Raw genomic sequence first — 20732 nt, forward strand, 5'->3', positions numbered from 1 at the left:
TATTGCGCGTTACAAAACCGATTAATAACGCTATTTTTAGCACTAAATCATTTAATTTTTAGATGAGTGAGCATGTACAAAACAACACTCGAACAGTGGTATCTGCTCGACGCAGTAGTGAATGAGGGGAGTTTTGCGCTGGCAGCGGAGAAGAACAATCGCAGCCAGTCCTCACTGAGTTATCAGCTGAGCCTGTTACAGCAGCGGCTGGGTTTGACCCTGCTTCAGCAGGAGGGCCGCCGCGCTGTCCTGAGCGCAGAGGGACATCAGTTGCTGGCACAGGTGCGTCCGCTGCTGGAGGGATTCGGCGCGCTTGAGGCGCAGGCCAGTGCACTGCAACGCGGCGAGCGTTCGCGCATCGATCTGATGGTCGATGCGACTCTGCCCAAACCCTTGCTATTCGATGTGCTTCAGACCTTTCAGCAACGCTATCCGCATGTCCGCATCTGGTTTAGCGAAATCGTCCGAAGCGAAACGCCTGACAGACTGGCGGAGCATCAGGCTGATCTCTGGCTGGTAGCGCAATATGGTGACACGCCGTTAGCAGGCGAAAGCCTGATGAGTGTCGATTTCGTCGCCGTCGCCCATCGCGACCACCCGCTGCACCGCGAATCCGCCCCGCTTAATGCTGCTACGCTGGCACGCTGGCCCTGCATTACCATTCTGGATCGTCAGCAACAGCAGCAGTCGGAGGTCAATGGCGATCAGGCGGAGAACTGGTCATTCACGACGCTGTCGGCAGCCATTGAAGCGGTCCAGCATCAGTTAGGTTATGGCTGGCTGCCGGAACAGAATATCGCAGCGCTGTTAGAGAGCGGTGAGCTCCGTCCCCTGCCGCTGCTGCAGGGCCGCCGACGCAGTAGTTCGCTGGTGATGTATATCAATGAAGAAAGACTACCCGGCAACAGCGCCATTACTGCCCTGGCGCAGATGTTTATTGAACGGGTGGCTGCATGGGAGATGCGTGGTTAGATGAAGGTTAGCTTGCTGCCTAATCTTCTGAGAATTTGACTGTCAGAGAGCCACCGTCCAGCATCCCATATTGTGTTTACCGGGTGTACTGGAAACAGTGAAAGGGATAAGCCAGACCTTAGCCGGCCCCTGAATTTTAGCATCCAGGAAGGTTATGCCCTGCTGATCTGCAGCCCTCTTCGCTACCTCCCAGGAACTCCACCTATCCTGATGTTTAAGCCAGGAGCCCCGGTAATTTTGTCATAACAGTCGAATTGCTTTGTGATGAGTTTCGGGAATGGCAGAAAAGCACGCTCGTAATTATAGTCAGTTAACCCGGGAGACTGTGTCAGCGCACTGACTGATGAGCAGCGCCTGCGTTTCATTAAATTTGTTAAGCCCTGTAGTGCAGGGCTTTACGTTGCCGAGCCGTTTTCTGACATCAAAATCAGTGACGGATCTGTGAAAGTTCATCTTCTGAGAGACCGGTCATTTTCATGACGGTGTTACGGTCGATGCCGTTCTGCAGCATAGTGCGGGCAACCTCGAGTTTGCCTTCATTTCGGCCTTTCTCGATTCCACGCTGTTCACCAAGCTGAATACCTTTCTCGATACCCTTCTGCTCCAGCTGCTGTGCGATGGTCATAAGTGCGTCTCCGTGTTGCGGCACTCGCTGTGCCAGTTCGCGCACGAAGGCTTCGGAGTCAGCCGACTCGCCTGCCTGCAGTAAATAGTGTATCAGCGCTGTTACCTGGGGTGAAGAAAGATAATCGGCCATCAGTAACGTGGCCAGCCGATCGGTGAGAGTCGCGATGTCACGCTGATGTATGTGCTTCTGTAACAGCGTCAGCGCCGCCATGCTGCGGTGCCCCATGATTTCCTCATCCGGGATCACCGTGACATCCACCAGTGGAAAGGTACTGCCATAGAGGTTTTCCGCCAGCGAAGGGTCTTCAAATTCGTCGAGCCAGCGTGTTGAATACGGATAAGGGCTGCGTTTGCCGGTATAGAACAGTACCGGTATAACCAGCGGCAGCTGCTTATGGCCCGCTTCAAGGTGGCGGTGCATAGCCGCCACAGCGTATCGCATCAGCCTGAATGCCATATGCCTGTCCGGCGTAGACTGATGCTCAACCAGGACGTGTATGTACCCATCCCCGTTACTGGTTTTCAGGCTGTAGAGGATATCGCTGAAATACTGGCGAAGATCGTCTTCAACGAACGAACCGGATTCAAGTTTCAGGGTGCTGAGGTCGCATATAGCGCGCAGTTCGGCGGGCAGATGCAGTTCCATGAAGTCGCGGGCAATGTCCGGCTGTGAGAGAAACTGCCGGAAAGTGGCATCGTGAGGTGTGGGAGTGCTGTTCTTTTTTTTCATCGGGCCTGACTCTGATATTCACATTCGTAGGGGATTACAGGCCAGATGTCTGGCCACCTCCATCATCAATGCGGTTTATCCCCGCTAGCGCGGGGAACACTCTTAATGTATGTGGCTGTAAAATATTATGATTTTACCCTCATAAAAAAATCGCCACTAAATTCACGTATTTAAAGATCAGTAACTCACTGATTTGTAAGATTCAGGAAGAGAATCAGCCGCAGTCCATCCAGATTCACCGGAAGATGCATTCTTACGCCAGTTTTATCAATCTGGATAAAAGCATCATCAAAGACATCAACCTGACCATACGGGAGAAAGATCATAGCAACGGCTTAAGGGGTAAAAACTCATAAACGGTGCCTTTTGATTCCTCTGCCACCAATAAATTTAGCTATCGCTCAGACTTACTTTTGAGGCCTGTTAATCGGAGCAGTAATACGCTCAAGCGCTACCTGAGCCAGAAAGCCCGAGCGACTTTTGTATTCGGGGTGTGAAGCCACACAACGATCAATCCGATCAATTAACGACCTGGGTAAAGTGACATTGATTTTTTCAGAGCCGCCCAGCAAGCGAATGACATCTACATCAACCAATGCCCAGATATAACCCTGATAGTCAGGATTCGTGGCCAGAGTCTCAATGGTGGACACGGCAGGGATCTCATGACCGAGCTCTACACATAATTCGATATGCCCTGTGATAGCCTCTTTGGCGTTTTTAATGGCTTCATCAAGAGTATCCCCGGCAGAGAAACACCCTGGTAAATCGGGAACGATTACGCCGTATGCGTGTTCGTGATCACCCGCTTCAATCGCGATTGGATAAAACATATTCATACCTCTACGGACAAGCGGGATTAAATTCTCGCTTGTTTCCTGATGCTCTTTACCGTACCGATCGGTAAGTCTTTTTTAGGATGGGGTACTGTAACCAGCCCCGGTTTTGTCGGATGTGTGAAATGGTGATGGCTACCGTTTATCCCTGTCAGAACCCAGCCATCAGCCTTCATTTCGGAAATTAACGTGCTGCTATCCATCCCTGTGTCCTGTCGCGTCCCGATGAAAGCACGATAACTCTAATAACTCTCACAGGCAACGTTTTCAGGGTTATTGGGGTTACCTTTAGTCTTAACCTAAATCGATTCTTGCCATACAGCACCAAACTCCAGGCGAAAAAAAAGCCCCCATAACGGAAGCTTTCTTCTTTAGTAGCAGAAACTTATTTCTTCTTCGCTTTCGCGTTAGGCAGATCGGTGATGCTGCCTTCGAAGATTTCTGCCGCCAGACCGACTGACTCATGCAGGGTCGGGTGAGCGTGGATGGTCAGCGCAATATCTTCCGCATCACAACCCATCTCAATCGCCAGACCGATTTCGCCTAACAGCTCGCCGCCGTTAGTACCGACAATCGCGCCACCAATAATCCGGTGCGTCTCTTTGTCGAAAATCAGTTTGGTCATACCGTCTGCACAATCAGAAGCGATAGCACGGCCTGAGGCTGCCCACGGGAAGGTGGAGGTCTCGTAGCTGATGCCCTTCTCTTTCGCTTCTTTCTCGGTCAGACCGACCCAGGCAACTTCTGGCTCAGTATAGGCAATTGAAGGGATCACTTTCGGATCGAAGTAGTGCTTCAGACCGGAGATCACTTCTGCCGCCACGTGGCCTTCGTGCACGCCTTTGTGCGCCAGCATTGGCTGACCGACGATGTCGCCGATAGCATAGATGTGTGGCACGTTGGTGCGCATCTGCTTGTCGACGCGAATGAAGCCGCGATCGTCCACTTCCACGCCCGCTTTACCGGCATCCAGACCTTTACCGTTCGGCACACGACCGATCGCCACCAGCACCGCGTCATAACGCTGCGCTTCGCCTGGTGCTTTTTTACCTTCCATTGAAACGTAAATGCCATCGTCTTTTGCTTCAACGGCGGTCACTTTGGTTTCCAGCATCAGGTTAAATTTCTTGCTGATTTTCTTGGTAAAGACTTTCACCACGTCTTTATCCGCAGCCGGGATAACCTGGTCGAACATCTCAACCACATCAATCTCTGAACCCAGCGCATGATAAACCGTCGCCATTTCCAGACCGATGATGCCGCCGCCCATGACCAGCAAGCGCTTCGGCACTTCTTTCAGTTCCAGCGCATCGGTAGAGTCCCAGACACGTGGATCTTCATGTGGAATGAATGGCAGTTCGATTGGACGTGAACCCGCAGCGATAATGGCATTATCGAAGTTGATGGTGGTCGCGCCGCCTTCTCCTTCAACCACCAGGGTGTTAGCACCGGTGAATTTGCCAAGGCCGTTAACCACGGTGACTTTACGACCTTTTGCCATTCCTGACAGGCCACCAGTCAACTGGTTGATAACCTTCTCTTTCCAGCTGCGAATCTTGTTGATATCAGTAGATGGCTGGCCAAACACAATGCCGTGCTCTTCAAGGGCTTTCGCCTCTTCAATCACTTTAGCAACGTGCAGCAGCGCTTTAGATGGGATACAACCGACGTTCAGACAAACACCGCCCAGGGTGCTGTAACGCTCTACCAGTACGGTTTCCAGACCTAAATCCGCACAACGGAAGGCTGCAGAGTAACCTGCAGGACCTGCCCCAAGTACTACGACCTGGGTTTTAATCTCTGTACTCATCATGACCTCTTAATTGATATCCGGCGGGTCAGACTTTCTTATAATGCCCTTGTTCCACCGGGACTTTCACCGCAAGAGTTTACAGAATTGTTAACAAACTGCCAACCGCGGCGCGACGAATCGTTACAGGAAGGCCGGCTTCCGCCGGCCTTCTTTACATTTACATAACTAAACGACGAATGTCAGACAACATATTGCCGATGATGGTGATGAATCGTGCACCATCAGCACCGTCGATTACGCGGTGGTCGAAGGAGAGAGAAATCGGCATCATCAGACGCGGAGTAAACTCTTTACCGTTCCACACCGGCTCCATCGCCGATTTAGAGACACCCAGGATAGCCACTTCCGGCGCGTTCACGATCGGCGCGAAGTGCGTGGTGCCCAGGCCGCCCAGGCTGGAGATGGTGAAACATCCGCCCTGCATGTCGCCCGCTGTCAGCTTACCGTCACGCGCTTTCTTCGAAATCGCCATCAGTTCACGCGACAGCTCGGTGATGCCTTTCTTGTTCACGTCTTTGAAGACCGGAACCACCAGGCCATTTGGCGTATCAACCGCCACACCGATGTTGATATATTTTTTCAGCGTCAGTTTCTGCGCATCTTCAGACAGCGAGCTGTTGAAGCGTGGCATCTGCTCAAGCGCCGCCGCGACCGCTTTCATGATGAACACCACCGGGGTGTACTTCACATCCAGCTTACGCTTCTCTGCTTCAGCATTCTGCTGCTTACGGAAGGCTTCCAGATCGGTGATATCGGTTTTGTCGAAATGCGTAACGTGCGGGATCATTACCCAGTTACGGCTCAGGTTCGCGCCAGAAATTTTCTGGATACGACCCAGTTCGACTTCTTCGATTTCGCCAAATTTACTGAAATCAACTTTCGGCCATGGCAGCATGCCTGGCAGACCGCCGCCGCTGGCTGCAGCTGGTGCCGCTTCAGCGCGTTTCACGGCCTCTTTCACGTAAGTCTGCACGTCTTCTTTCAGAATGCGACCTTTACGGCCGGTGCCTTTGACTTTCGCCAGGTTAACACCGAACTCGCGCGCCAGGCGACGGATCACCGGGGTAGCGTGAACGTAAGCGTCGTTCTCTGCGAACTCACCTTTGCTTTCCGCTTTAGCTGGAGCGGGTGCTGCGGCTTTAGCTTCAGATTTGGCAGCAGGAGCCGGTGCGGCTTCCTGTTTCGCGGCCGCAGGGGCAGCCGGAGCAGCACCTTCGACTTCGAACACCATGATCAGTGAGCCGGTGCTGACTTTATCGCCGGTCGCCACTTTCAGCTCTTTGACGGTACCTGCAAACGGCGCAGGCACTTCCATAGAGGCTTTGTCGCCTTCAACCACAATCAGTGACTGCTCAGCTTCAACTTTGTCGCCAACTTTGACCAGGATCTCGGTAACTTCAACTTCATCACCGCCGATATCCGGTACGTTAACGTCTTTTGCGCCTGCAGCCGCGGCAGGTGCCGATGCCGCTTCTTCTTTCACTTCTGGCTTCGCGTCAGAGGCCGGTGCTGCGCCTTCTGCTTCAAAGACCATGATGGCTGAACCGGTGCTGACCTTGTCGCCGGTGGAAATAGTGATCTCTTTGACCACACCCGCGAACGGAGCCGGGACTTCCATCGACGCTTTATCGCCTTCCACCACAATCAGTGACTGCTCGGCTTCGACTTTGTCGCCAACCTTAACCAGAATCTCAGTGACTTCAACTTCGTCACCGCCGATATCCGGCACAGCCACTTCTTTGCTGGCAGTGGCCGCAGCAGCGGCTGGCGCTGGCGCCGCGTCCGCTTTTTTCTCTTCGGCGGCGGCAGGTGCTGCTTCCGCAGCGCCTTCAGCATCAAACACCATGATCAGTGAGCCGGTTTCAACTTTGTCACCGGTAGAGATTTTGATCTCTTTCACTACGCCAGCCTGCGGCGACGGCACTTCCATTGAGGCTTTGTCGCCTTCCACGGTGATCAGCGACTGCTCGGCTTCCACCTTGTCGCCAACTTTCACCAGAATCTCGGTGACTTCAACTTCGTCAGACCCGATATCCGGTACCTTAATTTCGATAGCCATTACTCTATTACCTCTTAAGCCAGACGCGGGTTAACTTTATCGGCATCGATATTGAATCGGGTGATCGCGTCGGCCACCACTTTCTTCTCGATCTCGCCGCGTTTAGCCAGCTCACCCAGCGCGGCAACCACCACATAAGATGCATCAACTTCAAAGTGATGACGCAGGTTCTCACGGCTGTCAGAGCGACCAAAGCCATCGGTACCCAGCACGCGATAATCGCTGGCCGGGACATAGCTACGAACCTGCTCAGCGAACAGTTTCATGTAGTCGGTTGAGGCGACAGCAGGTGCGTCGTTCATCACCTGAGCGATGTAAGGTACGCGCGCTTCTTCTGTCGGATGCAGCATGTTCCAGCGCTCACAATCCTGGCCATCACGTGCCAGTTCAGTGAACGAGGTGACGCTGTAGACATCAGAGCCGATACCGTAATCTTTCGCCAGGATCTGCGCAGCTTCACGCACATGACGCAGGATAGAACCTGAGCCCAGCAGCTGCACTTTGCCTTTGCTGCCGTCTACCGTTTCCAGTTTGTAGATACCCTTACGGATACCCTCTTCTGCACCAGCGGGCATTGCTGGCATATGGTAGTTTTCGTTCAGCGTGGTGATGTAGTAGTAAACGTTCTCCTGCGCTTCGCCATACATACGCACCAGACCGTCATGCATGATGACAGCGACTTCATAGGCGTAAGAAGGATCGTAGGAGATACAGTTCGGGATAGTCAGCGACTGAATGTGGCTGTGACCATCTTCATGCTGCAAACCTTCGCCGTTCAGAGTAGTACGACCTGAGGTGCCGCCGACCAGGAAGCCGCGCGCCTGTTGGTCGCCCGCCAGCCACATCAGATCGCCGATACGCTGGAAGCCGAACATCGAGTAATAGATGTAGAACGGGATCATCGGCAGGTTGTTGGTGCTGTAAGAGGTCGCCGCAGCCAGCCAGGATGAACCTGCGCCCAGCTCGTTGATCCCTTCCTGCAGAATCTGGCCTTTCTCATCTTCTTTGTAGTAAGCAACCTGCTCGCGGTCCTGCGGGGTGTACTGCTGACCGTTCGGGCTGTAGATACCAATCTGACGGAACAGACCTTCCATACCAAAGGTACGCGCTTCATCAGCGAGGATCGGAACCAGGCGATCTTTGATCGACTTGTTCTTCAGCATCACGTTCAGGGCACGCACAAAGGCGATGGTGGTTGAGATCTCTTTGTTCTGCTCATCCAGCAGCGCACTGAACTCTTCGAGTGCTGGCATTTCCAGCTTTTCAGTAAACTTCGGCTGACGCGTTGGCAGGTAGCCGCCTAACTTCTCACGCTGACCGTGCAGATACGTGTGCTCTTCAGAGCCCTTTTCAAAGGTCACGTACGGCAGTGATTCAATTTTGTCATCTGCAACTGGCACGTTGAAGCGATCACGGATATAGCGCACGCCATCCATGTTCATCTTCTTCACCTGGTGGGCAATGTTTTTGCCTTCCGCGGTGTCGCCCATACCATAACCTTTGATGGTATGCGCCAGGATCAGTACTGGCTTGCCTTTGGTGTCCTGCGCTTTTTTCAGTGCCGCGTAGATTTTCTTCGGATCGTGGCCGCCACGGTTCAATGCCCAGATTTCATCATCGGACAGATCTTTAACCAGCGCGGCGGTTTCCGGATATTTACCAAAGAAGTGCTCACGCACATAGGCACCATCACGGGATTTGAAGGTCTGGTAATCGCCGTCGACGGTTTCGTTCATCAGCTGAATCAGCTTGCCGCTGGTATCTTTGCGCAGCAGCTCATCCCAGCGACCGCCCCAGATGACCTTGATCACTTCCCAGCCAGCGCCGGCAAAGATGCCTTCCAGCTCGTTGATGATCTTGCCATTACCGGTAACCGGACCATCCAGACGCTGCAGGTTACAGTTGATGATGAAGACCAGGTTATCCAGTTTTTCACGGGTCGCGATGGTGATCGCGCCTTTAGATTCTGGCTCATCCATCTCACCGTCACCCAGGAAGGCGTAAACGGTCTGAGCAGAAGTATCTTTCAGACCACGGTGTTCCAGATACTTCAGGAACTTCGCCTGGTAGATAGCCGACAGCGGACCCAGACCCATTGATACGGTCGGGAACTGCCAGAATTCCGGCATTAATTTCGGGTGCGGATAAGAAGAGAGGCCTTTACCATCAACTTCCTGACGGAAGTTATTCATCTGGTCTTCGGTCAGACGACCTTCAAGGAACGCACGGGCATAGATGCCGGGAGAGATGTGGCCCTGGAAATAGACCAGATCGCCGCCATCCTTCTCACTGCGCGCGCGGAAGAAGTGGTTGAAGCACACTTCATAAATCGTCGCAGAAGACTGGAAGGAGGACATGTGGCCGCCGAGTTCCAGATCTTTCTTCGATGCGCGCAGCACCGACATGATGGCGTTCCAGCGAATTGCGGAACGGATACGACGTTCAAGAGAGGTATTGCCCGGATATTCGGGTTCATCTTCAACGGCAATAGAGTTGATGTAGTTGCTGATTGCAGAAGATCCTGCAGCCACGTTTACGCCGCCTTTGCGGGCTGCACCCAGTACCTGATCAATCAGATACTGTGCACGTTCAACACCTTCTTCACGGATGACCGATTCGATCGCCTGTAGCCAGTCACGAGTTTCAATCGGATCCACGTCATTGTGTAAACGTTCTGACATGGGTGTGTTCCTTATCTGTGTCTAATACGTTGAATAATCGGGAGCCTGTTAAAGCAGATGCAGGCAGGCTCGTCTGATGTCAGTACGATCTTTGTCGCACGTTATTCCTTACGTTGCTGTAAACGACGCAGGGAGCGTTCTCGACGGCTCTGCTCCCGACTTCTGTCCAGCAAGATTTCCTCTATGAACGCCAGGTGACGGTGTGAAGCCTCGCGCGCTTTTTCTGGCTCACGAGCCACAATCGCCTCAAAGATTCTGGCGCGGTGACCGCTCACTTTTGCCAGCATTTCCCGGCGCGAGTAGAGCAATTCGAAATTCTGGCGAACGTTTTGTTCCAGCATAGGGCCCATTGAGCGTAGCAAATGTAAAAGCACAACATTATGGGCCGCTTCTGTGACAGCGATCTGATACTGCATCACTGCGTCCGCTTCGGCGTCTAAATCGCCGCTGTCCTGCGCCTGCTGGATATTCACATGGCAGTCGCGAATGCGCAGCAGGTCTTCCTCTGTGCCGCGCAGCGCCGCGTAATAGGCGGCGATGCCTTCTAAGGCATGGCGCGTTTCCAGCAGATCAAACTGTGATTCCGGATGGTCGGCGAGAAGCTCAACGAGTGGATCGCTTAAGCTTTGCCAGAGATTCTCCTGCACGAACGTTCCGCCACCCTGTCGGCGCAGCAATAATCCTTTGGCTTCTAAGCGCTGGATCGCTTCGCGGAGAGACGGACGTGAGACATCGAATTGTTTGGCGAGTTCGCGCTCAGGCAGCAGCTTCTCTCCCGGACGCAGGGTCCCTTCCATAATCAGCGATTCGAGCTGTTGCTCGATAGCGTCGGAGAGTTTAGGTTGGCGAATCTTACTGTAAGCCATCGTCCCTTCTTATTAAGCCAATCTTCCGGAGTAAATTGGTAATACCAATTGCAAAGAGGTGCCGGTAAAGTAACAAAGTATTCACCTTGTGTCTATATGGTGTCTGCGACATTCACCTGCCCCCAAAGCCTGTGCTGGCGCTAACTTGCGGTTAAAAAAATGAAAAATTCGCGTTACCGCAAATGTTAAATAATTTCACTTTTACCAAACCTTACACCCGCTTAGCGCGTTAGCGCAGCGGCAGACATAAGTGAAAGCTATTCGTCATTAACGGAATTTCATGGCAGAAGTTGCTGTGGGCAGACGTGACCAGGACGGCGTTTTTTCAGTCAACTCTCAGCACGAAAGGCGAAAGCAGGTGCAAAGCGATTCGCTTATCACTATTCTTGTCGCCAGGGTAGCAGATGGCACTATTCAGCACGCCAGATACCGTAAAATAATCAATACGTTATTGTAACTACTTCATTACAGCGTCCTGCGCTGCGAACGAAGAATAAAAACATCACGAGGTTTGTATGGAACAACAGCAAGGCGAAGCGCTGAAACGTGGTCTCAAGAACCGCCATATTCAGCTCATCGCGCTGGGTGGTGCAGTGGGAACCGGCCTGTTTCTGGGCAGTGCATCGGTCATTGAATCCGCCGGACCGGCCGTAATTCTGGGCTATGCGATTGCCGGTTTTATTGCCTTTTTAATCATGCGTCAGTTAGGCGAAATGGTCGTGGAAGAGCCGGTCGCCGGCAGCTTCAGCCACTTCGCGTATAAATACTGGGGCAACTTTGCAGGCTTCGCCTCAGGCTGGAACTACTGGGTGCTCTATGTGCTGGTCGCCATGGCGGAACTCACCGCCGTTGGCAAATATGTCCAGTTCTGGTGGCCAGACTTTCCGACCTGGGCTTCGGCTGCCATCTTCTTCGTGATGATTAACGCTATCAACCTGACCAACGTGAAAGTGTTTGGTGAGATGGAGTTCTGGTTCGCCATCGTTAAAGTGGTTGCGGTGATTGGCATGATCCTGTTCGGAGGCTGGTTGCTGTTCAGCGGTCACGCGGGTCCGCAGGCTACCGTGCGCAACCTGTGGGAACAGGGCGGATTTTTCCCGCATGGCATCGGCGGTCTGGTGATGGTCATGGCGATTATCATGTTCTCGTTTGGTGGTCTGGAGCTGGTAGGTATCACCGCCGCTGAAGCGGATAACCCGGAAGTGAGCATTCCAAAAGCGACCAACCAGGTGCTGTGGCGTATTCTGATCTTCTATATTGGTTCGCTGGCGGTGCTGCTGTCACTGATGCCGTGGACGCGTGTCACGTCAGAAGTCAGCCCGTTTGTCTTTATCTTCCACGAGCTGGGCGATGCCATGGTAGCGAATGCGCTCAACGTGGTCATCCTGACAGCGGCGCTGTCGGTCTATAACAGCTGCGTTTACTGTAACAGCCGTATGCTGTTTGGTCTGGCACAGCAGGGTAATGCGCCGAAAGCGCTGCTGAAAGTCGATCGTCGCGGTGTGCCGGTATTAACGATTCTGGTCTCTGCTGTCGCCACTGCGCTGTGTGTGCTGATCAACTATCTGATGCCGGGTGAAGCGTTTGGCCTGCTGATGTCGCTGGTCGTCTCTGCGCTGGTGATCAACTGGGCGATGATCAGCCTGGCGCACCTTAAGTTCCGTCGTAAGAAAGATAAGCAGGGCGTAACCACGCGCTTTAAAGCGCTGCTCTATCCGGCCGGTAACTGGATTTGCCTGATTTTCCTGGCGGCGATTCTGGTACTGATGGCGACCACGCCGGGCATGGCGATCTCTGTCTGGCTGATTCCGGTCTGGCTGGTGATTCTGGGCGTGGGTTACTTTATCAAGAACCAGACACAGAAAGCCTGATGCTTTACCATGTGCTGCGACCTCCTGCGGGGTTGCAGCACGTCACCCGCGCCTCTCTGACCGTCTCAACTGTCCCGATCCAGTTCACACTTCTCTCCCCGCAACTGTTTTGTCCATCTTCATAACGAATTACTCCCGTTCATCTCGCTGATTTCCTGCCAATAATTCCTGTTCACACTGGATGCGCAGGAGAAAACCATGAAAGGTACAGCCCTCCCGTTTCGGGAAAAACTGGGATATGGCATGGGCGATGCCGGATGCAACATGATTGGCGGTGCCATCATGCTGTTCCTGAACTACTTCTATACCGACGTTTTCGGCCTGGCCCCGGCGCTGGTGGGGACCCTGCTGCTCTCGGTCAGAGTGCTCGATGCGGTAACCGATCCGATTATGGGCGCGATCGCCGATCGCACCCAGAGTCGCTGGGGACGTTTTCGTCCCTGGCTGCTGTGGGTTTCCGTACCTTATGTGGTGTTCAGCGTTTTGATGTTCACCACGCCAGACTGGACCTATCACAACAAGGTGATCTGGGCCTTCGTCACCTACTTCCTGATGTCGCTGACCTACACGGCGATTAACATTCCTTACTGCTCTCTGGGCGGCGTGATTACCAACGATCCCGGTGAGCGCGTCTCCTGCCAGTCTTATCGCTTTGTCATGGTCGGCATCGCTACGTTGATACTCTCTCTGTCCCTGCTGCCGATGGCAGAGTGGTTCGGTGGCGAAGACAAAGCGCGCGGCTACCAGATGGCGATGGCGGTACTGGCAACCATTGGCCTGGCGATGTTTCTGTTCTGCTTTGCCACGGTACGTGAACGTATCCGCCCTGCCGTGCCGAGCAATGATGACCTGAAAAAAGATCTGCGTGACGTCTGGAAGAATGACCAGTGGGTACGCATTCTGCTGCTGACCTTCTGTAACGTCTGTCCCGGCTTCATCCGTATGGCGGCCACCATGTATTACGTGACCTGGGTCATGGGCCAGTCAACGCACTTCGCCACGCTGTTTATCAGCCTGGGTGTGATTGGCATGATGGTCGGCAGCACGCTGGCGAAACTGCTCACCGATCGCTGGTGCAAACTCAAAGTCTTCTTCTGGACCAATATCGCGCTGGCACTCTTCTCCAGCGGTTTTTACTGGATCGATCCCCACGCCACCGTGATGGTCGTGGTCGCCTACTTTGTGCTGAATATCCTGCATCAGATCCCCTCTCCGCTGCACTGGTCACTGATGGCCGATGTGGATGACTACGGCGAATGGAAAACCGGCAAACGCATCACCGGCATCAGCTTCTCCGGCAACCTGTTCTTCCTCAAGGTGGGACTGGCGGTTGCCGGTGCGATGGTCGGCTTTCTGCTGTCGATCTATGGCTACAATGCAGGTGCTAAGCAGCAGTCACCTGAGGCGATTAACGGCATCATGCTGCTGTTCACCATTATTCCTGGCGTCGGCTATCTGATTACCGCCGGTGTGGTACGACTGATGAAGGTCGACCGCAAAATGATGATTACCATCCAGCAGGATCTCGCGCTGCGCCGCGAAAACTTCCATGAGTTACACACCGTTCGCCTGCGCGACGGTGTTGTCACGCCAACCGGAGATGTTAAATGACCGCAATCTTGCCGAATCCTTTTATCGAGCAGCGTGCCGACCCCTTTATCCTGCGCCATGAACAGTACTATTACTTTGTGGCATCGGTGCCGGAGTATGACCGGCTGGAGATCCGTCGCGCCACGACGCTGGCTGGCCTGCGCAGCGCCGAGCCGGTGGTCGTCTGGCGCAAGCCCGAGAGTGGCCCCTTTAGCGAGTTAATCTGGGCACCTGAGCTGCACTACATTGACGGACAGTGGGTCATCTATTTCGCGGCAGCACCGACGCGTGAAATCAAAGAGGGACTGTTTCAGCACCGGATGTATGCGCTGGTGTGTGAGGCGGAAGATCCGCTGCAGGGGGAATGGCAGCCCTGCCGCCGGGTGTTCAGCCAGTTTGACAGCTTCTCACTGGATGCCACCCACTTCGTGCATCAGGGTAAAAACTGGTATCTCTGGGCGCAGAAAGATCCATTGATTCCCGGCAACTCTAACCTCTATCTGGCTGAGCTGCTTAATCCCTGGACGCTGAAAGGCACGCCGGTGATGCTGAGCCGGCCAGAATATGAGTGGGAGTGCGCAGGCTTTAGCGTTAATGAAGGACCGGCGGTTATTCGTCACGGGGATCGGCTGTTTGTGACCTACTCTGCCAGCGCCACCGATGAGAATTACTGTCTGGGAATACTGTCGATTGCTGCTGATGCCGATCCGCTTGATGTCGCCGCATGGCAAAAGTCTGCACGGCCGGTATTTGTCTCCAGCTGGGACAACCATCAGTATGGACCGGGTCACAACAGTTTTACCCAGGATGAGGCGGGACGCGACGTGCTGGTGTACCACGCGCGTAACTACACTGAAATTGAAGGCGATCCGTTATGGGATCCGAACCGCCATACCCGACTGAAATATTTCAGCTGGCGGGAAGATGGCACGCCTGATTTCGGCGTGCCGCCTGCCGATTACACCAGCGTGCCGTAAATCGTCAGCAACGCGACAGCGACCACCAGTACCAGTGAGGTACGTTTCGCTAACGCCACGGCAACCCGTGGCGTTTCGACTTTATCGGTGTGCGGATCGCGTGACAGTGAGAACTGCGCCAGGGTCGTCAGCACCTGATACTGAGAACGATGCCGATCGGTCAGCGAAGCAAACCAGGCGGGCAGCGCTTTCTCGCCATGACCCAGCAGGGCGTAAGCCACACCCGCCAGCCGCGCCGGGATCCAGTCGAGAAGATGCAGAATGGCATCCACGCCAGATTGTGAACGCGCCATCGGTGTTCCGTGCTTTGCCAGCCAGCCTTGCCAGGCCCGCAGAAAAGCGTAACCCACCAGCAGCACCGGTCCCCACGGACCGCCCACCACCAGCCAGAACATTGGCGCAAGGTAGAAACGGAAGTTTATCCAGATCAGGGCATTCTGCAGCTCACGCAGGAACTCGCGCTCGCTGCATTCCACCGGCACGCCATGAATCAGCGTCAGTTCAGCCGCCATCGCCTGATGCGCAGCGTCGTCATCATGACTGGCCGCTTTCAGGTAGCTGTGGTAGTGCTGTCGCACCGACCCCGCACCGATACAGAGCAGTCCGGCAACAATCCAGAAGAGCAGTTGCAGCACGCCAAACAGCAGCCCTTTCAGACTCCAGATCACCAGCGCGGTCAGCGCCATCGCCAGCACGGTCATCAGCAGGGTACGCATCATTGAGAAATGGTGGCGCTGGCGAAAGATCGGCTCCAGCCGGTGTTCGAGCTGCCAGTGCTCGCCCAGTTTAAACAGGCGCTCCCAGCCTAAAACCAACAACAAGGTAAACAACGTCATACTGACTCCGCAAAAATCAGGATTTTTGCTGCGTTAACAGCTGTTTGTAGTAGTCCCAGTCAAAAGCAGGTCCGGGATCGGTTTTGCGTACCGGTGCGATGTCACTGTGCCCCGTGATACGTGCCGGCGTTAACGGATAGTGTTGCAGCAGTAATTGCGTCACCTGCTGCAAGGCCCGATATTGCGCCTCGCTATAAGGCTCACTGTCTGTCCCTTCCAGTTCGATGCCTATGGAGAAGTCGTTGCAGTTCTCACGTCCTTCGAACTGCGAAATGCCTGCATGCCAGGCGCGTTTATCAAAGGGGACATACTGCACGATCTCCCCGTCACGGCGAATCAGGCAGTGTGCCGCCACTTTCAGCGCGGCGATATCCGCAAAATAGGGATGGGCATCGGGCGGTAAGGTGCCGGTGAACAGTTTATCGATCCATGGCCCGCCAAATTCACCGGGTGGCAGGCTGATATTGTGGATCACCAGCAGTGAAGGTGCCTCATTATCAGGGCGTTCGTTGCAATGCGGCGACGGCACATGACGCACGCGGGTCAGCCAGCCCTGTTTGATTTTCATAGCGGTTTTCCTTATTTCACCTGGCTGAGAATAGCATGAATAATAAAGGATTCTTGCTTCTTAGTGTGCCGGCCTGATGACATTCACGCACTGCGTGTTAAGGATACTAAACAAAATACTATCAGTTGCTGGAACCGAATGGCGGTTCAGGCTATTGTGACCGCCTCTGTCATTTCCCCTTTCAGGAGTAAAACGCCTATGTCATCCCGTGGTTATGATCCCGACAGCCGTCGTCAGGCGCTGATTAAACGCATTGAAAGTGACATTCCGGATAGCGTTGCGCTGGCGTTAAAAGAGGATCTCGGGGGCGAGATCGACGCTGACCGCGATATCACCGCGCAGCTGTTACCCGCCGATACCCAGGCCGATGCGCAGGTCATCACCCGCGAAGCCGGTGTTTTCTGTGGTAAACGCTGGGTTGAAGAGGTGTTCATTCAGCTCGGCTCACACGCGACCCTGATCTGGCATGTCGAAGATGGTGATCAGATCGAGGCTGACCAGCTGCTGTTTGAAATCGAGGGACCTGCCCGGCTACTGCTGACCGCCGAGCGAACGGCGCTTAATTTTGTGCAGACGCTCTCAGGCGTTGCTACCGAAGTCAGCCGCTATGTCGCGCTGCTGGCGGGAAGCCAGACGCAACTGCTGGACACGCGTAAAACCCTGCCCGGACTGCGGACTGCGCTGAAATATGCCGTGTTGTGCGGCGGTGGCAGTAATCATCGGCTGGGCCTCTCTGACGCTTATCTCATCAAAGAGAACCATATTATTGCCAGCGGTTCGATTCGGCAGGCAGTGGAAAGAGCGCAATGGTTGCAGCCCGATGTGCCGGTTGAAGTTGAGGTGGAATCGCTGGAGGAGTTACGTCAGGCGCTGGAAGCGGAAGCCGATATCGTGATGCTGGATAACTTCAGCCTGGAAGCGATGCGTGCCGCCGTCGAACTTAATCAGGGTCGGGCGTTGCTGGAGGTCTCCGGTAACGTCACCGAAACCACCCTGCCACAGATCGCCCTGACCGGCGTGGACTATGTTTCGGTTGGCGCGCTGACCAAACATGTGCGGGCGCTGGATCTCTCGATGCGCTTTAAACAAAAATAGCCTGCCTCGCCGTCACTCAACACGGCGATTTTGCGACCCTGCTTCCGGCGCAGTTTCGACTGCGCTGTAAGTCTGAAATCTGTTCACATCACGCTTTCCAGTTTGCCCATCTCTGCCTGTCTTTTACTGCCCCCGATTTTTAACCTGTCGCCTTCTTAATACGGAGACGATGTGATGAATTATCAACGTGGATTTACGCTGGTTGAACTGATGATTGTGGTGGGTATTGTGGCAATCTTAAGTGCCATCGGCCTGCCCGCTTATCAAAATTATCTGCAGCGTGCTGCCCTTACCGACATGCTGCAAACCATGGTGCCCTATAAAACCGCTGTTGAGCTTTGCGCCATGGAGCGCGGCGGCCCGACGCAGTGCCAGGCCGGAGAAGCGGGTATTCCTGCTGCCAGGGGATCGCGCTATGTCTCGGCACTGAGCGTGACCAACGGGGTCATTACGCTGACCGGCCAGGAGAGCCTGAATGGCCTGAGTGTTGAAATGCTGCCTCTCTGGGACAGCACCGAGGGCGGCATCAGCTGGCAACGCAGTTGCACCAGCAGCAACAATAGCCTGCGTGACAATTGCCTGCAGCAGTTCCGCTTTGCGGATAAAGGAGCCAGCGATGAGCAAGCCTGATGAGGCGATCGCGGCATTATGTCAGCGCTATCGCGCCCTGGTTTTGCACCATGATGCCAGCCAGCTGCGTGTTGCCGTCGCGGAGAGCGTGCCGCCAGGGCTGGCTGAAGCCCTCCATTTTGCCAGCCAGTGTCAGATTGAAATCGAGTGCTGGCCGCAGGCCCGGCTCGACCAGCTTCAGCACGCTGACACACCGCTGGTGGCGCGCGAAGAGGCACCAGCAGAATCAGCGATCGAAGCGACACAGCTGATCCTGCGTCAGGCGCTGGAGCGTCGCGCCTCCGATGTCCATATCGAACCCGGCCGTGATGGCCTGCGGGTGCGTTTGCGTATCGATGGCGTATTGCACCCTCTATCTTCCCTGCCCGTCACCCAGCCTGCTGCTCTGCTGGCGCGACTGAAGATCCTCGGCGGACTGGATATCGCCGAACGCCGGTTACCGCAGGATGGTCAGTTCAGTCTGGAGATCGCCGGTAAACCCGCCTCTTTTCGCCTGGCGACCTTACCCATCTACGGTGGTGAGAAAGCGGTGGTCCGGCTGTTGCAGAGTGAAAGCGCGGCGCTGTCGCTGGATAAGCTCGGCTTACCCGCCGCGCAGTTGCGCCTGTTCTGCGCCGCGCTGGCGCAGCCGCAGGGGCTGATTCTGGTCACCGGGCCTACCGGCAGCGGCAAGACGTTTACGCTCTATAGCGGACTCAGTGCCCTGAATACGCCGGAAAAAAATCTGTGCAGCGTTGAAGATCCGATTGAGATCCCGCTGCCCGGCATTAACCAGACGCAGATCCATGCTAAAAACGGCCTCGATTTTAACCGCGTGCTGCGGGCGCTGCTGAGACAGGATCCGGATGTAATCATGGTTGGGGAGATCCGCGATGCTGAAACAGCGGAGATTGCGGTTAAAGCGGCACAGACCGGGCATCTGGTGCTGTCGACGCTGCACACCAACTCCACCGCCGAGACCCTGACCCGGCTACGACAGATGGGTATTCCCGGTTATCTTCTGGGGTCGGCGCTGAAACTGATTGTTGCTCAGCGCCTGGTTCGACGCCTCTGTCCCCACTGCCGTCAGCCCGCTCAGGCGGTGGCGCACTATCCTGCGGAACTCTGGCCCGGTACCTTGCAAACCTGGCGAGCTCCCGGCTGCGACCACTGTTTTTCCGGCTATTTTGGCCGGCTGGCGCTGTTTGAACTGCTGCCGATCAATGCCAGGCTGCAAAATGCGATCGCCGCCGAAATGCCGCTGGAGAATTTGCTCAGCCTGGCGAAACAGCAGGGATTACGCACCCTGCTGGTTTCTGGCCTGGAGGCAGTAAGCCGGGGCGATACCTCGCTGGAAGAGATGCAACGGGTGATTGGGCTGGACGATGGCTGATGCGTCTTTATTTCGCTGGCAGGCGGTCGATAGCCAGGGCCAGTTAGTCAGTGGCCAGCTACTGGCTATCGACAGTGATAACCTGCTGCTGATGCTGGCGCAGCGCGATCTTCTGCCGGTGAGCTGGAAGCGAGAAAAAGTGTGGCGTCAGAGGGAGTGGAAGTGGCAGCACAAAACCGATCTGATTCGTCAGCTGGCAACCCTGCTCAAAGCGGGACTGCCGCTGGCAGAGAGTCTGGCTTTACTGGCTGAGGGCCATCCGCATGCAGGCTGGCGTGCTCTGATGCTTGTCCTGCATCATCGGGTACTCAGCGGCGCCCCTTTTTCTCAGGCTTTACGTGAATGGCCGCAGATTTTTCCGGCACTCTATCCGGCCCTGATGGAGGTGGGCGAACTGACCGGTCAGCTGGATACCTGTTGCAGTGAGCTGGCCCGGCAGCAGATCCGGCAACAGCAGTTATGGCATCAGGTGACGAAGGCGCTGCGTTATCCTCTGTTCATTCTGCTGGTGGCGATTGCGGTCACCTGCGGCATGCTCCTGTTCGTTCTGCCAGAGTTCGTTGCCGTCTATGACTCCTTTGATGCCCCTCTGCCCGCCTTTACGGCAGCGGTAATGCAGTTATCTGCCGCGCTTCAGGAGTGGGGAGCGATGTTAGCCATCGGCGTATCGCTGATGCTGATGGCATGGCATCAGTTACGACGACGCTCTGCGGGCTGGCAGCGCCGTGAGCAGGCGATTTTCCTGCGCATCCCGCTGCTTTCCGGGTTATGGCGTGGCACGCAGCTGACGCAGATCTACACCATTCTGAATCTGACACAGCGTGCCGGGTTAACTTTGCTACAGGGACTGGCTGCCGTTGAAGTGACGCTCTCATCATTGCTATGGCGGGAAGCAATGGCCGGACTGCAGCAGCACATTGCTCAGGGGAATCCTCTGCATCAGGCGCTGATGCATCATCCGCTGTTCACACCATTATGCGGTCAGCTGGTTCGCGTCGGCGAAGAGGCGGGCGCGCTGGATTTAATGCTGGCTCGTCTGGCGGAATGGCATGAGGCAGAAACCCGTGAGCGCGCTGACACGCTGGCTGCTATGCTGGAACCGATGATGATGATGGTGATTGGCGGCATTGTCGGCACGCTGGTGATTGCGATGTATCTGCCGGTGTTCGGGCTGGGTGATGCGATGCATTAAGGGGCGCAGGCTGCGCC

17 protein-coding genes and 1 pseudogene are annotated in these 20732 nt (G+C 54.9%); 8 read left to right on the forward strand and 10 right to left on the reverse strand.

Features of this window, described 5'->3' with window-relative positions:
* The first annotated feature begins 72 nt into the window (after positions 1-72).
* Entirely contained in the window at positions 73-972 is a 900-nt protein-coding gene (locus NR195_RS16490) for a LysR family transcriptional regulator (RefSeq protein ID WP_060679463.1), read from the forward strand.
* A gap of 427 nt (positions 973-1399) precedes the next feature.
* Here the strand turns inward: NR195_RS16490 and NR195_RS16495 are convergent, their stop codons facing one another.
* From NR195_RS16495 to pdhR, 8 genes and pseudogenes are all read right to left on the reverse strand, one after another.
* Positions 1400-2329: an Rpn family recombination-promoting nuclease/putative transposase gene (locus NR195_RS16495; protein WP_061703638.1), complete on the reverse strand. Its 930-nt coding sequence runs from the start codon at positions 2327-2329 to the stop codon at positions 1400-1402.
* 236 nt (positions 2330-2565) lie between these two features.
* Positions 2566-2655: pseudogene (locus tag NR195_RS16500) on the reverse strand (CRISPR-associated protein Cas1); the annotation flags it as partial.
* A gap of 81 nt (positions 2656-2736) precedes the next feature.
* Complete coding sequence (locus tag NR195_RS16505) at positions 2737-3162, reverse strand: type II toxin-antitoxin system HicB family antitoxin (RefSeq protein ID WP_010253955.1); 426 nt, start codon at positions 3160-3162, stop codon at positions 2737-2739.
* A gap of 26 nt (positions 3163-3188) precedes the next feature.
* Complete coding sequence (locus tag NR195_RS16510; protein WP_010253953.1) at positions 3189-3368, reverse strand: type II toxin-antitoxin system HicA family toxin; 180 nt, start codon at positions 3366-3368, stop codon at positions 3189-3191.
* 182 nt (positions 3369-3550) lie between these two features.
* The gene (lpdA, locus tag NR195_RS16515; protein ID WP_010253950.1) at positions 3551-4975 is read right to left on the reverse strand and encodes a dihydrolipoyl dehydrogenase; all 1425 of its coding nucleotides are present in this window, start codon (positions 4973-4975) and stop codon (positions 3551-3553) included.
* Between the two features lie 160 nt (positions 4976-5135).
* A complete protein-coding gene (aceF, locus tag NR195_RS16520) occupies positions 5136-7037 on the reverse strand; it encodes a pyruvate dehydrogenase complex dihydrolipoyllysine-residue acetyltransferase (RefSeq protein WP_010671838.1) in 1902 nt (633 codons plus the stop codon).
* Positions 7038-7051: 14 nt separating this feature from the next.
* Positions 7052-9718 (reverse strand): pyruvate dehydrogenase (acetyl-transferring), homodimeric type, encoded by a 2667-nt coding sequence (gene aceE, locus NR195_RS16525; protein WP_163638349.1) that lies wholly within the window; start codon positions 9716-9718, stop codon positions 7052-7054.
* 101 nt (positions 9719-9819) lie between these two features.
* Positions 9820-10584 (reverse strand): pyruvate dehydrogenase complex transcriptional repressor PdhR, encoded by a 765-nt coding sequence (gene pdhR / locus NR195_RS16530; protein ID WP_010253942.1) that lies wholly within the window; start codon positions 10582-10584, stop codon positions 9820-9822.
* 515 nt (positions 10585-11099) lie between these two features.
* On the opposite strand from pdhR, the gene aroP reads away from it, so the two are divergent.
* The 3 genes from aroP to NR195_RS16545 all read left to right on the forward strand — a co-directional run bounded on the left by aroP (position 11100) and on the right by NR195_RS16545 (position 15022).
* A complete protein-coding gene (gene aroP, locus NR195_RS16535; RefSeq protein WP_033756570.1) occupies positions 11100-12455 on the forward strand; it encodes an aromatic amino acid transporter AroP in 1356 nt (451 codons plus the stop codon).
* A 198-nt stretch (positions 12456-12653) separates the two neighbouring features.
* Positions 12654-14066: a glycoside-pentoside-hexuronide (GPH):cation symporter gene (locus tag NR195_RS16540; RefSeq protein ID WP_010671837.1), complete on the forward strand. Its 1413-nt coding sequence runs from the start codon at positions 12654-12656 to the stop codon at positions 14064-14066.
* Complete coding sequence (locus NR195_RS16545) at positions 14063-15022, forward strand: family 43 glycosylhydrolase (RefSeq protein ID WP_039386521.1); 960 nt, start codon at positions 14063-14065, stop codon at positions 15020-15022. The genes NR195_RS16540 and NR195_RS16545 overlap by 4 nt, the downstream gene beginning before the upstream one ends.
* Here the strand turns inward: NR195_RS16545 and ampE are convergent.
* The gene (gene ampE / locus NR195_RS16550; RefSeq protein ID WP_022625416.1) at positions 15004-15858 is read right to left on the reverse strand and encodes a beta-lactamase regulator AmpE; all 855 of its coding nucleotides are present in this window, start codon (positions 15856-15858) and stop codon (positions 15004-15006) included. The genes NR195_RS16545 and ampE overlap by 19 nt on opposite strands.
* A gap of 16 nt (positions 15859-15874) precedes the next feature.
* A complete protein-coding gene (ampD, locus tag NR195_RS16555; protein WP_010671836.1) occupies positions 15875-16426 on the reverse strand; it encodes a 1,6-anhydro-N-acetylmuramyl-L-alanine amidase AmpD in 552 nt (183 codons plus the stop codon).
* Between the two features lie 198 nt (positions 16427-16624).
* Here ampD and nadC point away from each other — a divergent pair, with 198 nt between their 5' ends.
* From nadC to hofC, 4 genes are all read left to right on the forward strand, one after another.
* Positions 16625-17521, forward strand: a complete 897-nt coding sequence (gene nadC / locus NR195_RS16560) for a carboxylating nicotinate-nucleotide diphosphorylase (protein WP_010671835.1) — start codon at positions 16625-16627, stop codon at positions 17519-17521.
* 174 nt (positions 17522-17695) lie between these two features.
* The gene (gene ppdD / locus NR195_RS16565; RefSeq protein WP_010253922.1) at positions 17696-18151 is read left to right on the forward strand and encodes a prepilin peptidase-dependent pilin; all 456 of its coding nucleotides are present in this window, start codon (positions 17696-17698) and stop codon (positions 18149-18151) included.
* Positions 18138-19523: a type II secretion system protein GspE gene (gene gspE, locus NR195_RS16570; RefSeq protein WP_010671834.1), complete on the forward strand. Its 1386-nt coding sequence runs from the start codon at positions 18138-18140 to the stop codon at positions 19521-19523. The genes ppdD and gspE overlap by 14 nt, the downstream gene beginning before the upstream one ends.
* Positions 19516-20715, forward strand: coding sequence for a protein transport protein HofC (gene hofC / locus NR195_RS16575; protein WP_256844728.1), 1200 nt, complete (start codon positions 19516-19518; stop codon positions 20713-20715). Before gspE ends, hofC begins: the two co-directional genes overlap by 8 nt.
* Positions 20716-20732: the final 17 nt, after the last annotated feature.

It is taken from the genome of Pantoea sp. Ft-CA_14, from assembly GCF_024520875.1.
GTDB lineage: Bacteria > Pseudomonadota > Gammaproteobacteria > Enterobacterales > Enterobacteriaceae > Pantoea > Pantoea agglomerans.